The 16,808-nt window shown below is 40.4% G+C and carries 12 protein-coding genes; 5 read left to right on the forward strand and 7 right to left on the reverse strand.

What is annotated here, in order from left to right:
- Window positions 1–109: 109 nt before the first annotated feature.
- A complete protein-coding gene (locus tag MWU82_RS15980) occupies window positions 110–1,876 on the reverse strand; it encodes an ATP-binding protein (protein ID WP_247097144.1) in 1,767 nt (588 codons plus the stop codon).
- Entirely contained in the window at window positions 1,873–3,000 is a 1,128-nt protein-coding gene (locus MWU82_RS15985) for an FIST N-terminal domain-containing protein (protein ID WP_215948328.1), read from the reverse strand. The genes MWU82_RS15980 and MWU82_RS15985 overlap by 4 nt, the downstream gene beginning before the upstream one ends.
- A gap of 409 nt (window positions 3,001–3,409) precedes the next feature.
- Between MWU82_RS15985 and MWU82_RS15990 the strand changes: the two genes are divergently transcribed.
- Window positions 3,410–4,612 carry an MFS transporter gene (locus tag MWU82_RS15990; RefSeq protein ID WP_247097145.1) on the forward strand — a complete coding sequence of 401 codons (1,203 nt, stop codon included), beginning with the start codon at window positions 3,410–3,412 and terminating at the stop codon, window positions 4,610–4,612.
- A gap of 99 nt (window positions 4,613–4,711) precedes the next feature.
- Here the strand turns inward: MWU82_RS15990 and leuB are convergent, their stop codons facing one another.
- The 5 genes from leuB to MWU82_RS16015 form a co-directional block, all read right to left on the reverse strand.
- Window positions 4,712–5,767 carry a 3-isopropylmalate dehydrogenase gene (gene leuB / locus MWU82_RS15995; protein ID WP_072861269.1) on the reverse strand — a complete coding sequence of 352 codons (1,056 nt, stop codon included), beginning with the start codon at window positions 5,765–5,767 and terminating at the stop codon, window positions 4,712–4,714.
- A gap of 61 nt (window positions 5,768–5,828) precedes the next feature.
- Entirely contained in the window at window positions 5,829–7,346 is a 1,518-nt protein-coding gene (locus MWU82_RS16000; protein ID WP_247097146.1) for an alpha-isopropylmalate synthase regulatory domain-containing protein, read from the reverse strand.
- A 129-nt stretch (window positions 7,347–7,475) separates the two neighbouring features.
- Window positions 7,476–8,072 (reverse strand): 3-isopropylmalate dehydratase small subunit, encoded by a 597-nt coding sequence (leuD, locus tag MWU82_RS16005; RefSeq protein WP_215948326.1) that lies wholly within the window; start codon window positions 8,070–8,072, stop codon window positions 7,476–7,478.
- Between the two features lie 176 nt (window positions 8,073–8,248).
- The gene (gene leuC, locus MWU82_RS16010) at window positions 8,249–9,658 is read right to left on the reverse strand and encodes a 3-isopropylmalate dehydratase large subunit (protein ID WP_215948325.1); all 1,410 of its coding nucleotides are present in this window, start codon (window positions 9,656–9,658) and stop codon (window positions 8,249–8,251) included.
- Between the two features lie 324 nt (window positions 9,659–9,982).
- Complete coding sequence (locus MWU82_RS16015; protein ID WP_247097147.1) at window positions 9,983–11,545, reverse strand: M28 family peptidase; 1,563 nt, start codon at window positions 11,543–11,545, stop codon at window positions 9,983–9,985.
- Between the two features lie 318 nt (window positions 11,546–11,863).
- Between MWU82_RS16015 and MWU82_RS16020 the strand changes: the two genes are divergently transcribed.
- The 4 genes from MWU82_RS16020 to MWU82_RS16035 all read left to right on the forward strand — a co-directional run bounded on the left by MWU82_RS16020 (window position 11,864) and on the right by MWU82_RS16035 (window position 16,724).
- Entirely contained in the window at window positions 11,864–12,784 is a 921-nt protein-coding gene (locus MWU82_RS16020) for a dihydrodipicolinate synthase family protein (RefSeq protein ID WP_215948323.1), read from the forward strand.
- Between the two features lie 89 nt (window positions 12,785–12,873).
- Window positions 12,874–14,457: an aldehyde dehydrogenase (NADP(+)) gene (locus tag MWU82_RS16025; protein ID WP_247097148.1), complete on the forward strand. Its 1,584-nt coding sequence runs from the start codon at window positions 12,874–12,876 to the stop codon at window positions 14,455–14,457.
- Window positions 14,458–14,461: 4 nt separating this feature from the next.
- Entirely contained in the window at window positions 14,462–15,469 is a 1,008-nt protein-coding gene (locus tag MWU82_RS16030; protein ID WP_215948321.1) for a 4-hydroxyproline epimerase, read from the forward strand.
- Window positions 15,470–15,473: 4 nt separating this feature from the next.
- Window positions 15,474–16,724 carry an FAD-dependent oxidoreductase gene (locus MWU82_RS16035; RefSeq protein ID WP_215948320.1) on the forward strand — a complete coding sequence of 417 codons (1,251 nt, stop codon included), beginning with the start codon at window positions 15,474–15,476 and terminating at the stop codon, window positions 16,722–16,724.
- The last annotated feature ends 84 nt before the right edge of the window (window positions 16,725–16,808 follow it).

Consider the following 16,808-nt stretch of genomic DNA (forward strand, 5'->3'; position numbering starts at 1 on the left):
ATCTATCTAGTGGGCTTTAATTTTTTTATTTCTTTACAGATGTTTTGATTTTAGAAGATAAGTGATTCTGTTTTAAAACGATAAACACCTAGCCTTTAGATTATCTTAATTACTGAATATACTTTTGCTGAAGGATAGACGTCAATGTTTTGAATAATTCCGTTGGATTAAAAGGTTTGCATATAAGACCATCTATTCCGTATTCCCCTAACTGGTTCTTAATATCCATTCCCGTGGAAGCAGATAGCGCGTAGATGGGCATGACCTTATTGAGGGGGTTATTGGAATCCCTAATGGCCTTGCTTGCTTCAAAACCGTTCATTACCGGCATTTGAAGGTCCATCAATATCATATCATAGGTACTTTCCATGGCCTTATTAAGGGCTATTAGTCCATTTTCTGCTATATCAAAATCTACCTGCCATTTGGAGAGAAACTTTTCGATGACCATAATATTCACTTTATTGTCCTCGGCCACAAGAATTCTAGCCCCTTTTAGATTATCCTGTTCATGAATTGACTTGGCATCAAAGGCATCGACATCCTCCTGATAATCGGTCTTGCTGCTCTTTTGTAGCTTCAGCTTAAAACTAAAGGTGGATCCTTTGCCCACTTGGCTCTCCAATTTTAGCTCGCTATCCATAATTTCCAATAATCGCTTACAGATGGCCAGACCCAAACCTGTACCTCCGTACTTTCTTGTGGTATCAGAATTGGCCTGGGCGAATGAAAGAAATATTTTATCCCGTTTATCTTCAGGAATACCAATTCCCGTATCGGATATTATAAATTCCAAAACGCAGTAATCGTTAGCTATCTCCACAGCTTCAATATCCACAGTAACCTTGCCTTCCTCTGTAAACTTAATGGCATTGCTGACCAGGTTGGTCAGGATTTGGGATAATCTGGTACTGTCCCCAATAAATGTTTTGGGGAGCGCTGTGTCCGTCTTGACAAGAAGCCTCAAGTCCTTCTCTTTTGCCGTATTGTGGAAAATACTTTGTAAACCATTGAGGACTTGATTTAAACTAAAATCCCTTTCCTCCAGTTCCAAAAGGCCAGAGGCAATTTTATTGAAATCCAAAATATCATTTACCAAACACAAAAGATGCTCCGAGGAATGCTTTAGGGTACTTAGGTTTTCCATCTGCTCCATTTTAGGATTTTCCAATAGCAGCAAGTGGCTTATACCTATGACCGCATTCAACGGCGTTCTTATCTCATGGGACATAGTGGTCAAAAACTCGTCTTTGGCCTTATTGGCCATAGATTCCTTCTCCTTGGCCTCAATTAGGGCCAATTCCGTTTCTTTTATTTTGCTTATATCCACAATAGCGCCAATATACCCTTCAATATTTCCGTCTTCGGACATAATGACCTTCAAGGAAAAATCCAACCATTTATATTCCCCGGTGATAATTTGGGACTTAAACGATTTGCTTATAGTTTTAAAGTTAGGTGTCTTAAGGTCTATAAAATTTTTGAAATCGTTTCCCTGGTCATCCTTTAAAAATTGGTAGTAAGGTTTCCCTAAACAATCTTTAACCTTATAACCTGTCAACTTTCTCCAGGCAGGATTCAGATAGGACCAATTGCCATTTAGATCCATTTCAAAAATAACATCCTTAATGTTTCCGGCTACTTTGGACAATTGTCCTGAAATAGATTCCACACTGTTTTTTAACTGCTGGTTGGTCTGGAACAATTCTTGGGAACTTTTCTCCAAAACATTCTCTACCTGTTCCAAATCACAATCATAAGCCTTATATGCTTCGTCCACTTGACGCAATAAGGGGGCGATAAGATCTAGAGTACCATCCTCCAAATCTATCTTTTTCAACTGTCTTTTGAGTAACCTATGGTAATTATTGCTCATTCAGAAAATGTTGTTATCGTCATTGTTTGATTGTGCAGTGTACAAGGCGAAAACTTATCAAAGGGAGCAATTTCCCCGTACGAATAGAATCCAGTGGTATAGATATCATTGCCAAATACTTCATTAACGGCTTCTACTTCTTCCTCCACCAACTGTTTCATAACCAATCTTCGCCCTACACAGCTTATCAAGAAAGCCAATTGATGTTGATCTTCTGTACTATTCTTGGCAGTTATTGCCGATTGTTCAGCTCCTCCTATTATTCTATCAATATTCGCCTTCATCAATCTTACATAGGATCCTTGGGGAATGTTTCCCGCAAAAGTGAGACTTCCATTTTTTTCATCAATGGACAATATGGTCCTTACAACTGGTATTTGATTATCCTCATCCCTCATGCTCAAAGGAAACAACAGACCCGATCCGGGCAAATCCTTTGCCATGTCTCCCAAAAATGATTTATATAGCTCCAGTGCCGGTTGCCCATCCAATTCATAAAGTACATTGTTGATAGATTTCGTTACCAGTCTTTCAATACCAAAACTGTCCCAGCCTCCCTTGGATGCAAATCCTATGCTCAGTTCCGGGCCATATAAACCTAGGGCAACAATCTTTTTGGAAGCCACTTGGTTCCCGGAAATAACAAAGGTATTTTCGAAGTTTGAACAATCCCCAGCCAAACCGCCGGTGATACTTACCGACTTATCCAAATCGGCATGCAACCCCTTTACCAATTCGGCCCCATTTACAATAAGTCCATCACTGAGCACAAAAATATGCCTCAAATCTGGCCCTTTTAATTTGCTACTAATAGCTTTCCCTGCTTCAAAACTATCCAGGTTACAGGAAATTAGATCAACTTCCTCAATTCTAAGTTTAGTCTTTTCAAACTTAACGGCCGTCAAGGCTATCGTAGAATCCAACACTTCATTTCCCAAGATTTCTCCGGCAGTGGAACATCCTATTAGTTTAGTATTTTCAAATTTAAGTGCCAATTGGTTTACAAATTCTTCAGTACCTATAAAGGTGGGTGATGCGAAGAGAAAAAATACATCAGGAACAAAATCCAAATCCAAATGATCAAGGTCTTCGAGATGAAGTATTTTATGCTGAAATATTTTCATGATGATAAATTTTTGTAAGAAAAAACCTTCTTGTACATGGTATCAACGCTTAATATTCATAAATCGTATAGATTTCAAAATTTAATGGGGCATACCACCTGGTCAAAAACTTTTTAAATTCTAAAGCATAACTTCTCTACCCTTTCTTAAATGGCAATGAGGCCTTTTGGCCGTGATTAGGAAAGCATTTAGATCAAAGAAGCCCTAAATAAGTCGACCCATTGAATATTAAATATTTCCCAATAAAACGCAAAAACTACTATAAACACGCACTATATCAGTAAAGAGTATTACTTTTGCCGCTTTTTTGCAGGATATAAATGCATATAAATAGGATAATTATCCATAGCTGTACGAAAATACCTTGTAGTAATATTGTACCTGTATTAATGTCTTAAATAATAATATTATGAGTATGGACAAATCGAACAAAAAAGCACTGCTTGCCCTAGGGGTAGGAGGCTTTGGTATAGGAATGACCGAGTTTGTAATAATGGGTATTCTTCCGGACGTGGCCAATTCTCTTCAAATAAGTATACCTCAGGCGGGTCATTTTATATCGGCCTATGCCTTGGGAGTGGTAGTTGGCGCCCCCACTTTAACGGCTTTGAGCGGAAAGTGGCCAGCGCATAAAGTGTTACTATATTTAATGGTATGGTTTACGCTTTTCAACACCCTTTCAGCATTTTCTACAAACTATGTTACATTAATGATTGCTAGATTCCTATCTGGATTGCCACATGGAGCATTTTTTGGAATTGGTGCCGTAGTGGCAGGAAAGTTGGCAAAAGAAGGAAAAGCGGCCCAGGCCATTGCTACCATGTTTGCCGGCTTAACCATAGCCAATGTAATAGGAGTACCCATAGGCACTTATCTAGGCCATTATTATAATTGGAACCTTTCTTTTCTATTAGTGGGTATTGTGGGTGTTATAGCATTGCTCAGCATCTACTTTTGGATGCCAAAAATGGAAAAATCCTCTTCCGAGGGATTTATCAAAGATTTGAAGGTTTTTAAGAGAGTGGAAATTTGGCTGCTCATCTTACTCACCACAATCGGGACAGGGGGATTTTTTGCCTGGTATAGCTACATTGCCCCGTTGTTAACAAATGTATCGGGACATTCCGAAAGTATGGTGAGCTATGCCATGATCTTGGCAGGTTTAGGAATGGTGTTCGGTAATTTTATTGGTGCTAAAATGGCAGAGATATTTAGTCCATTGAAGGCTGTAATCATCAGTTTATCCTTAATGGTAATGGTACTGTTAATCAACTTCTTGGTTGCCGCAAATCCAGTAGCAATATTAATTTTAACCTTCATTATAGGGATCGTTTCCTTTATGGTAGGCACACCAATTCAATTGGCCATTATAAAGGCATCCAAGGGATCTGAAATGTTGGGGTCTTCCATGAATCAGAGTGCCTTTAACATGGGCAATGCCTCAGGAGCATTTTTTGCCGGATTGCCCATAGCCTTAGGGTACGGTTTTACATCGGCAAGCTTGGTAGGGGCCTCAATGGCAGGAACCGGTATAGCTATAGCTGTATTGATAATAGTGTTTTCTAAAAGTAGAGCGGTCAGTACCAAAAGAAAAATGGCATTCAATTCTTAAGGTTCGGATATAATCCGTAAAAACATAAAAGAGGGCGTCTAATAAGATTTAGACGCCCTCTTTTTATAGATTCCTGTCAACACAGGAATGACAAGTATTCTAGATATTTTTAGCCAACCAATCTCCAATTTCACTGGTCTTATAGGCTTTTCCGCCTTCTGCCAAATCTTCCGAAACCACACCTTCAGCCAGGGATTTGTTTACAACATCCCGAATGGCCTGTGCCTCTTCCTTCAAGTCAAAATCTTCGAACATCATGGCAGCCGATAGCACCGTAGCCAATGGATTTGCTATATCCTTACCTGCCGCTTGTGGGTATGACCCGTGAATTGGTTCATACAATCTTGTTTTGGTTCCTACGGAAGCCGATGGCATTAATCCCATAGACCCTGAAATTACCGAAGCCTCATCCGTTAAAATATCTCCAAAAAGATTTTCAGTTATTATTACATCATACCCTTTTGGCCATTGCACCAATCTCATGGCCACAGCATCCACAAATTCATAGGAAACAGTTACTTCTGGGTAATCCTTTTCCATTGCCTGTACCGTCTCTCTCCACAATCTGGAAGATTCCAAAACGTTGGCCTTATCTACACAACAAAGCTTTTTAGATCTGGTCATGGCCATTTCAAACCCTTTTTTGGCCAAACGCTGAATTTCCGCACGGGTATAGGTCATAGTATCAAAGGCGGTATTCCCATTATCCTTTCTTCCTCGTTCCCCAAAATATACTCCGCCCGTTAATTCCCTTAGAATAATTAAATCCGTTCCCTCGATTCGCTCACGTTTTAAAGGGGACTTATCTATAAGTGACGGAAAAGTAAAAGTAGGCCTAACGTTGGCAAACAAGCCCAATTTTTGTCTCATTTTCAACAATCCTTGCTCTGGACGTACCTTAGCAGATGGATCATTGTCGAATCTTGGGTGCCCAATAGCGCCAAATAAAACGGCATCCGCAGCTTCACAAACGGCATGGGTTTCATCTGGATAAGGCTCTCCAACAGCATCAATTGCCGCTGCACCGGTAAGGGCAGGTGTCCAGCTTATCTCATGATTGTATTTCTTGGCTATGGCATTGGATACTTTTACCGCTTGATCAATTACTTCAGGACCTATTCCATCTCCTGCTAAAAGGGCAATATTTAATTTCATTTATTCTTGCTTTTTGCCATACGTTTTGCGCCTGGCATGGTTATAATTGTTTGTGTTTTTCCTAAATAATATTTAACATTTTCTCGGTCGCTTTTATGGCCGAGACAGTTTGATCGGAGTCCAACCCCCTGGATATAAATTCCTTATCACCTCTTTTCCAGGTAATAATGGTTTCACAGAGTGCATCAGAGTTACTGCCTGGTGGAATTCGAACCGCATAATCCACCAAAGTGGGCAATTCCAATTTTTTGGATTTATATACTTTTCTCAAGGCATTCATAAAGGCATCATATTGACCATCGCCCTGAGCGTGTTCCTCTATAAGTTCACCATTAATTTCGAGGGCTAGGGTAGTGGAGGGCTTTAAGCCTTTGGAATGGGTGAGTACGTACGATTTAACAAAAACTTTTTGCTGATAGGTATCACTATCCAAAACATCGGAGATAATATAGGGCAGGTCCTCCTTGGTTACCTTTTCCTTTTTATCTCCCAATTCAATAATACGGGCCGTAACCTTTTTTAATTCATCATCATTGAGGGTTAGTCCCAGCTCCTGTAAGTTCTTTTGAATATTGGCCTTTCCCGAAGTTTTACCTAAGGCATATTTACGTTTTCTACCAAATCTCTCTGGCATTAAGTCGTTAAAGTACAAATTCTTTTTACTGTCCCCATCTGCATGGATTCCAGCAGTTTGGGTAAAAACATTATCACCAACGATTGGCTTGTTGGCAGGAATTCCAAACCCGGTAAAGGCAGATACCAACTTGCTCACCTTATAAAGGGAAGATTCGTTCACGGTTACCTCTATTTCGGGCATAAAATCATTGATTACCGCAATGGCACTTGCCATTGGGGCGTTACCTGCTCTTTCACCCATACCGTTTACGGTTAAATGAAGGCCATGGCAACCTGCTTTTATCGCCTCCATTATATTGGAAACACTTAAATCATAATCGTTATGTCCATGAAAATCGAAATGCATCTTGGGATAACGCTGAACTATTTCAGATATAAATTTGTTTGTTTCGGTATAGGTCAGGATTCCCAAAGTATCCGGCAACAATACCCTTTTAATAGGTTGTGTGGACAGGAAATCTATAAATTGGAACACATATTCCTTTGAATTTCGCATTCCATTGCTCCAGTCCTCCAAATATACATTGGTAGAAATGCCTTCCTTGGCCGCTTCTGCAATGGTCTTTTCAATTTCGCTAAAATGTTGTTGCGGTGTTTTTTTAAGTTGGTGTGTTAGGTGGTTCATAGAACCTTTAGTTAAAAGATTCTGGACCTTGGCACCGGATTTTTTCATCCAATCGATAGAAACACCCCCATCCACAAAAGTCAGAACTTCAACACGGTTTATATACCCTTTAGTATTGGCCCATTCGGTAATCTGTTGTACCGCAGAAAGTTCTCCTTCCGATACCCGGGCGGAAGCTACTTCAATTCTATCCACATTCAACTCATCCAACAATAACTTAGCCAAGGTAAGTTTTTCGGATGCCGAAAAGGACACCCCTGAGGTCTGTTCCCCATCCCGAAGGGTGGTGTCCATTATTTCAATTATTCTTCGTTTCATTTATGCAGAACTAGTAACCGTATCTCTATTGTCCAATAACTTAAAAAGCAGTAAAATGTCCTTGCAGCCCATTAAGATGAAAAAAAACCTCCACTCAAGATTAAGGTACATTTAATGCAACGCCATATTTTACAATGGAGTATCTTCGGCAAATTCCCTAATATTCTCCTTTATATTCAAAAGATAATCAATATCGTCGAAGCCGTTAAGCATATTATCTTTTTTGTAATTGTTGATATCAAAACTTTCGGATTCGCCAGTAGTGGTCAACGTAATGGTCTGTTCGGGTAAATTTACTACCAATTCTGTTTTTGGATCCGCATAGATTGCCTCAAATATTTTTTCCAAAAACGGAGCGCTCACCTGAACTGGCAATACACCAATATTTAAACAGTTATTCTTAAAAATATCTGCAAAAAAACTGGATACCACACACCTAAATCCGTAATCGTACACTGCCCAAGCAGCATGTTCCCTAGAAGAACCGGATCCAAAGTTTTTTCCACCCACCAATATTTTACCACTGAAGGTAGGATTGTTTAAAACAAAATCCTCTTTTGGACTATTGTCCGGATTGTAGCGCCAATCCCTGAACAAATTGTCGCCAAAACCTTTACGCTCGGTCGCCTTAAGAAAACGGGCCGGGATTATTTGATCCGTATCCACATTTTCAATGGGAAGCGGAACTCCTGTTGTTTTAAGTATATTAAATTTATCGTATGCCATGTTATTTAAACTTATGTGCTCAGCGCCCAGCGCTAAACGAAAATTAAACTTTATTTTATCACAAAATTATTTTGACTTCAATAAAATCCTCCGGAAGCTATTTCCTGAAAATACCGTTACAAGACGCTGAAATATGTAAGGAGTATTTTAGATTTTGCCAAAAGCCCTTTGACGTTTTAAACCAATTCCTCCTGCATCAATCCTCTAGGATCGGTTACCTTTCCAGTTACGGCTGCTGCAGCTGCCACCAACGGACTTGCCAAAAGTGTTCTGGACCCAGGGCCTTGTCTACCTTCAAAATTTCTATTCGAGGTACTAACGGCATATTTCCCGGCAGGAACCTTATCATCGTTCATTGCCAAACATGCAGAGCATCCAGGCTCGCGCAATTCAAAACCAGCATCGTGCAAGATGTCCAAAATTCCTTCCTCCTTAATTGCGGATTCCACTTTATGCGATCCAGGCACCAACCAAGCGGTTACATTATCTGCTTTTTTTCTGCCTTTTACAATAGAGGCGAAAGCTCTAAAGTCTTCAATACGGCCATTGGTACAACTTCCCAAAAACACAAAATCGATTGGTTTTCCAATCATATTATCGCCCTCATGGAAGGCCATATATTGAAGTGATTTTTTATATGTGGCAACACCACCCTCCACAGATTCAGCCGTTGGAATACCATTGGAAATTCCGATACCCATCCCTGGATTGGTTCCGTAAGTAATCATAGGTTCTATATCGGCAGCATCAAAGGTAATTTCTTTGTCAAAAGTGGCACCCTCATCCGTTTTAAGAGTTTCCCAATATTCCATGGCCTTGTCCCAATCGGCACCAACAGGAGTAAATTCCCGACCTTTGATATATTCAAAAGTTTTTTCGTCCGGGGCAATCATCCCTCCACGGGCACCCATTTCAATACTCAGGTTACAAACGGTCATTCTACCCTCCATGGTCATGTTCCTAAAAACATCACCGGCATACTCCACAAAGTACCCTGTTGCACCGGAGGTCGTTAATTTGGAAATTATATATAGGGCCACATCTTTTGGTGTAACGCCCTTACTAAGTTTTCCATTTACATTGATACGCATAGATTTGGCCTTCTGCTGCATAATACATTGGGTAGCCAATACCATTTCCACCTCTGAAGTTCCAATACCAAATGCAATAGCTCCAAATGCGCCATGGGTAGAGGTATGCGAATCACCACATACAATGGTAGCGCCAGGTTGGGTAATTCCGTATTCCGGACCTACCACGTGCACAATTCCATTTTTTTCATGTCCAAGTCCCCAATAGGAAATACCGTGAGCTTTGGAATTTTCCTCCAACGCTTTAAGCTGATTGGCCGAAAGTGGATCCTCAACTGGCAAATGCTGGTTAATGGTAGGAGTGTTATGATCTGCAGTAGCAAAAGTACGCCCTGGGTACATTACTGGAATACCCCTACTTTTTAGACCTAGAAATGCTACCGGACTAGTCACTTCATGAACCATGTGACGGTCTATGAACAGGACATCAGGCCCATTTTCAATCTTATGAACAACATGGGAATCCCATACTTTATCAAATAACGTTTTCTTCATTTTATAGGGTTATGATTTATGATCTTAGATTTAATATTCTTAAAGAGGCACATTACCTACTTTTTTACTAGCATGCAAAATTAAGACTATCTTGTAAATCATTGAAATTAATATAGGAATAATTACGATGTTCAACATAAAAGTTGCCGAATGTTTAGAATATAACCTGTTCTTTTTTTGATATGGCATTTAGCCGACCATCCCATTTGTGGGGACAACAATTTGGAGTTGGGCAAGGGGCACACAAGTTCCCAAATGTTTAGAACAAAAAAGGTGGACAAATCCAATTCATCCACCCATTTTGAAAGCTTTACTTTTTATTAATTACTTAGCTGCCTTATCCACCTTTAGACGGGCATCCCTATTGGCTATCTCCCAAGCGGTAAGAAAAACCAGTCTGGTTCTATTTTCCAATAGATCATAATTTATTTTGTCCGGTGTATCCCCAGGCTGGTGATAGTCGGCATGGGTTCCATTAAAATAGAATATGATAGGAATATTATTTTTTGCAAAATTGTAATGATCACTTCTGTAGTAGAAACGGTTGGGATCATTTTCATCGTTAAAGGTGTAATCCAATTCAATATTCATATATTTTTTGTTGACCTCTTCCGATAGCTCATGGAGTTCTGTACTTAACTTATCGGAACCAATTAAATAAATATAATTCCTATTCCCAGTGCGGTTCGGGTCTATTCTCCCGATCATATCAATATTTAAATCGGCCACCGTTTGGGACAAAGGAAAAATTGGGTCGTGATCGGCGTAATATTTTGATCCCAAAAGACCTTTTTCCTCCCCCGTTACATGAAGAAAAACTACAGATCGTTTTGGCCCATTGCCTTCATCCGCTGCTTTTTTAAATGCCTCAGCAATCTCCAAAAGACCAACGGTTCCAGAACCATCGTCGTCAGCGCCATTAAAAATCTCACCCTCGGTGTTTACCCCAACATGATCAAGATGAGCTGAAATTATAACATACTCATCAGGCTTTTCCGAACCTTTTATTACGGCGACTACATTCTCAGATTCCACGTCTTTACTATCACTTTCAATATTAAGGACCAATTTAGTGGAAACGTTTTTAGTAGTATTTACGGATTTAATATTAGGAAGAATGGCATTTGCTACAAGGGCATCTATAAAAAAGCTGTAAAAATCATTTTGGACTTCATCCTTTAACCCCATACTTCCACTATCCTTGCTTTGCATAAAATTAAACCTATTTTTAAAGCGACCGTAGTTGCCCTCATCAAAATACATTACACCAATAGCACCTTTGCTCGAGGCCAATTCCATTCTTTTTCCAATAGATTCCGACATATTGCTCCAAACAGATGCCTCATTGGAGCCGGATAGCTTATAGGTTCCGTCAGCGTTCATAGGTTCCCCTGCCTTCATCAAAACTATTTTACCTTTTACATCCACACCGGCATAATCCGAATAATTCTCTTCTTCTATACCATAGTTTACATATACTATATTATCATAACTACCCGCGGCAGCTGTAAATGTCAACAACCCTTCTCCATTTTGGTATTCCTTTCCATTTATGGAAACAGATCCCTTAGGTAATTTACTTATGACCAACGGAACATTTTGAAAATAATTCCCATCAGATTGGGCAGCAGGAATGCCAAGTTCTACATATTCTGCTTTAAGATATTCCACTGCCAATTTTTGTCCGGGTTCCCCAGTATCCCTACCTTCAAATTCATCCGAGGCATAAGTATAGAGGTGTTCCTTTAATTCGGCCTCCGTAATGGATTGGGCATAAACCAAGGGGTTTACACTAGTTTTTACTGGTTCAATTTGTTGGGAAATGGTTTTTTGCGATGAGTTGCAGGCCAAGGAAAGTCCTAACGCAACAAACAGTATCTTTTTCATTCAGCTATTTTTAATTAATTCAGAATTTTCCAAAAATAGGGAAATCTTTAAGAAAGAATCTTAGTATTTTTATAAAACTGCTTAGACTATTATTGTTGATATTCCATAAGTGGTATAAACACCTAAAAGTTAGGACTATGTTCAAGATATCTTAAAATTACAATTGTTTGGATTGATATAATACTCACATCGTTTTTTAACCTGTTTTTCCCATTTGAAAGCCCAATAAGTTAATATTCTCTCAAATTCGGCTAATATTTCTCTATTTTAAGGTTTACGGTTGTATTAAATTTGTAATTCATTATAAAAATCTTTGTTATGCAAATAAAATGGGAAGGCGTAATGCCCGCAGTTACCACCAAATTCACAAAAGAGGATACCTTGGACCTAGAGATGTTCGAAACCAACATTCAGGCACAGCTGGAAGCTGGGGTCAGCGCTATCATCCTAGGAGGTACCCTTGGAGAAGCCAGTACTCTAACAGATGATGAGAAGAAGATATTGATTCAGGAGACTGTGAGAATTGTTGACGGTAAGATTCCTGTTATCATAAACATAGCTGAACAGACCACAAAGGGTGCCATTGAAGCGGCTTATAAAGCTAAAAAATATGGGGCCAGTGGATTAATGATGCTTCCTCCTATGCGTTATAAGGCAAATGATTTTGAAACGGTAACCTATTTTAAGGAAGTAGCCAAGAGCACGGATTTACCTATAATGATATACAACAATCCTGTAGATTATGGTATAGAGGTAACATTGGATATGTTCGAAGAATTATTGACCATGCCCAACATACAAGCCGTAAAGGAATCTACCCGGGACATCTCCAACATCACACGCATTAAAAATAGGTTTGGTGACCGCCTAAAGGTGTTGACAGGCGTAGACACTTTAGGATTGGAAAGCGTTCTTATGGGAGCGGACGGCTGGGTAGCTGGCCTGGTCTGTGCCTTTCCTGCAGAAACCGTAGCCATATATAGCCTGGCAAAAGCTGGGAGAATTCAGGAAGCCTTAGCTATTTACAGATGGTTTTTACCTTTATTGGAACTGGACATCAACCCCCAGTTGGTACAAAATATAAAATTGGCCGAAGTAGCTACCGGCATTGGAACGGAGCAAGTTAGGGCGCCCAGACTACCTTTACAGGGAGAGGAAAGAAAAAGGGTCTTGCAAATTATTGAAGAAGGGATGAAGACAAGACCAACCCTTCCTGAGTATAAACCAGAGTTGGTTTAACCTAATTATAACATAAATAACCTTCTAAAGTGTTACTTTAGTCAAGGAAATTCAAGCTCATTTGAGCATATAATTATAACAAATTCATAATGATTACAGGGAAAAACTATATTGGAGTAGATACATCGGCCAAGAACAGTAGAACATATTCAACTTTCAACCCAAAATTAAATAAACCTACGGAATGGGTTTTCCATGAGGCATCCCAAGAAGAGGTAAATGCCGCAGTAGATAAGGCAGCAATAGCATTTGAAACCTATAGCAAGTTTCCAGACGCCAAAAAAGCCGAATTTTTAAAGGCCATTGCCAGCGAAATTGAAGCCTTGGGCGATGAATTGATTTCGGTTTACGTCCAGGAATCGGGATTACCTGAAGGCCGGGCAAAAGGAGAGCGGGGAAGAACTATGGGACAACTACGGGCCTTCGCCACCTTACTGGAAGAGGGCTCCTGGGTAGAGGCCACTATAGATACTGCGCAGCCTAATAGGGAACCATTGCCAAAAGTAGACATTAGAAAAATGTTGCTTCCCATCGGTCCCATTGCCGTATTTGGCGCCAGCAATTTCCCATTGGCGTTTTCTACCGCCGGGGGAGATACGGCCAGTGCTTTGGCTGCAGGCTGCCCAGTAATTGTAAAAAGTCACCCAATGCATGCCGGTACTGGAGAACTGGTATCCTCAGCTATTGCCAAAGCCGCTAAAAAGACAGGCATGCCAGACGGCGTTTTCTCCAATTTAAATAGTAGTGATTCGGAGGTAGGGCAATTATTGACCATGCACCCAAAAGTAAAAGGCGTAGGTTTTACAGGCAGTACCAATGGAGGAATGGCCTTATTTAAATTGGCCTCACAAAGAAAAGAGCCAATCCCGGTTTTTGCCGAGATGGGCAGTATTAATCCTGTAGTGGTCCTACCCTCTGCCTTGGAGCAAAAGGGGTCCGAATGGGCCGCTCAATACGCGGGTTCCATTGTACTGGGAGCGGGGCAATTTTGCACTAATCCAGGACTTATTATAGGTATAAAAGGACAGGCCTTGGAGGGTTTTATAACCAACTTGGGCAATGAAATAGAAAAATTAGAGCCTACTTGCATGTTGCATCCCAACATATACGAAGGTTACGAAAAAGGGAAAAAAGAATTATCCTCCCAGCCCAAAACAGCCGAAGTAGCTGCTTTTAAAGGTGAAGTGGCACCTAATTTTGCCGAACAAAAAATATTGACCGTTGCTGCGAAGGACTTTTTGGACAATCCCGTGTTACACAAGGAGGTTTTTGGTCCGTTTTCAATTGTTGTACAATGCCAGGACAAAGCGGAATTAGTTACTGTAATCCAACATTTGGAAGGACAGTTGACCGGAACTATTTTAGGGACGGAAACCGAGATCAAAACTAGTCCAGAGGTAGTAAATGCTTTGGTAAATAGGGTAGGGCGTATCATCTTCAATGGAGTGCCCACAGGAGTGGAAGTTTGTCCATCCATGATGCATGGAGGGCCATTTCCGTCTACTACAGATAGTAGGTTTACCTCCGTAGGAACTTCGGCCATAAGACGATGGGTAAGACCAGTGTCTTTCCAAAGTTGGCCGGAAGAATTATTACCGGATGCCTTAAAGAACAACAATCCTTTGGATATCATGAGACTAGTGAACGGTGAACATACCAAACAGCAGCTCTAGCAAAATGGGTAGAAAAACTTTTTTTTGTGTGGATGCCCATACATGCGGGAATCCTGTTAGAGTTGTTGCCGGAGGAGGGCCTAATCTATTTGGCGTGGACATGAGCGAAAAACGCCAGCATTTTTTAAAGGAATTCGATTGGATCCGAAAAGGACTAATGTTCGAACCTCGTGGCCATGACATGATGAGCGGAAGTATTTTTTACCCGCCTTCAGATCCGGCCAACGATTTTGGTATACTGTTTATAGAAACCAGTGGCTGTCTCCCCATGTGCGGACATGGTACCATAGGGGCAATTACCATAGGGATAGAGGAAGGGCTACTTTCTCCAAAGGAACCCGGAAAAATAAGAATGGAAACTCCTGCGGGCCTGGTGAATATTCAATATCAACAAACCGGCAAAAAGGTAGATTGGGTAAAATTAACGAATGTTAAATCGTACCTGGCTGCATCCGAACTTACTGTTAATTGTTCAGATTTAGGGGAACTTGTTTTTGACGTCTCTTACGGGGGCAACTATTATGCTATTATTGACCCCCAAAAGAATTTTAAAGGCATTCAGGATTACTCCGCAGGCAAGTTGGTCCAATACAGTCAAGAGATAAGGGAGAAAATAAATCTTAAATATCCCAACAAGTTTATCCACCCAGAGAACCCGACTATCAATAGTGTCAGCCATATAGAATGGACTGGCAACACCATATCACCGGAGGCCACGGCAAGAAATGCTGTTTTCTATGGGGATAAGGCAATAGACAGGTCTCCCTGTGGCACAGGCACTTCTGCCCGAATGGCACAATGGCATGCCAAAGGAAAGCTAAAAGTGGGGGATGAGTTTATCCATGAAAGTTTTATTGGGTCCCAATTTGTTGGGAAAGTGGAGGAAGAAACTTCTTTGGCCGGAATAAAGGCCATCGTCCCAAGTATAAAAGGATGGGCACAGGTTTATGGCTACAACAATATTATTATCGATGATGACGATCCCTATGCCCACGGTTTTCAAGTAATTTAATAGAATGGAAAAAGATGTATTGATCATAGGTGGGGGAATTGTTGGACTCTGTTCTGCCTACTTTTTACAAAAAGAGGGTCATAAGGTTACCATACTGGACAGATCGGATATTACTTCCGGTGCCTCTTTTGTCAACGCTGGGTATATTACCCCAAGCCATATTATTCCCTTGGCCTCTCCTGGAATGATATCTAAAGGAATTAAATGGATGTTCAATTCGTCCAGTCCATTTTATATGCAGCCCCGCTGGGATACGGATTTTTTTAAATGGTCATGGTATTTCCACAAATCCTCTACTAAAGAAAAAGTAGCCTTGGCAATACCCTTGATCAAGGAAATAAATATAATTAGTAGGGAACTTTTTACCTCTATAAAGAATACTGGGGATCTAGGTGATTTTCAACTGGAACGAAAAGGTCTTTTAATGTTATATAAAACAGAAAAGGAAGGTGAACATGAAATGCAAGTAGCTCAAAAGGCTTCGTTCTTAGGCTTGGAGGTTAGCTCATTGAACAAAAAAGAACTGGATTTACTTCAACCAAACGTTACTATGGACGTCAAAGGGGCCGTTCATTATGAGTGTGATGGACACACCACTCCGACAGAGTTCATGAAGAAAATGCTGGATTACCTAAAGAAGAACGGGGTAGTTATTAAGACCAATGAAGAGGTTATTGATTTATCTACAGAAAATGGCCGTATAACCAAGGTAACTAGCAATAAGAAGGAATATTCCCCTGAAGAGGTTGTTTTGGCAGCAGGCTCTTGGAGCGATAGCTTGTCCAAGAAAATGAAAATAAAACTTCCCATACAGGCGGGCAAAGGGTATCGGATAAATGTACCTAGACCCACCGGGATTACCATTCCGGCCATTTTAATGGAAGCCAAGGTAGCGGTAACACCAATGACAGAATATACTCGTTTTGCAGGCACCATGGAATTTTCGGGAATCAACGATATTATTAGAAAACAACGGGTTGAAGCCATAGCAAGAGCTGCCACTGAATTCTATCCGGAAATAAAAATAAATGAATCAGAAAAAGCCGATGCCAAAAGTGGTCTGCGCCCCGTTTCACCGGATGGCTTGCCCTATATTGGTAAAAGTAGCGCCCTTAAAAATTTAACGGTAGCAACTGGGCACGCCATGATGGGTTGGAGTCTTGGCCCTGTGACCGGAAAATTGGTTTCCGAAATAATATCGGACAAGAAAACCTCTATGGATATAAACGGATTTTCCCCAAATAGACGCTTCTAGTCATGAGAGCCAAAAAAAAAAAATCCAAACCATGAAAACGGACATAAACATGCTCGTTTTCATGGTTTGTATTTTAAAGTTTTA

This window comes from Arenibacter sp. S6351L, from assembly GCF_023016025.1.
GTDB lineage: Bacteria > Bacteroidota > Bacteroidia > Flavobacteriales > Flavobacteriaceae > Arenibacter > Arenibacter algicola_B.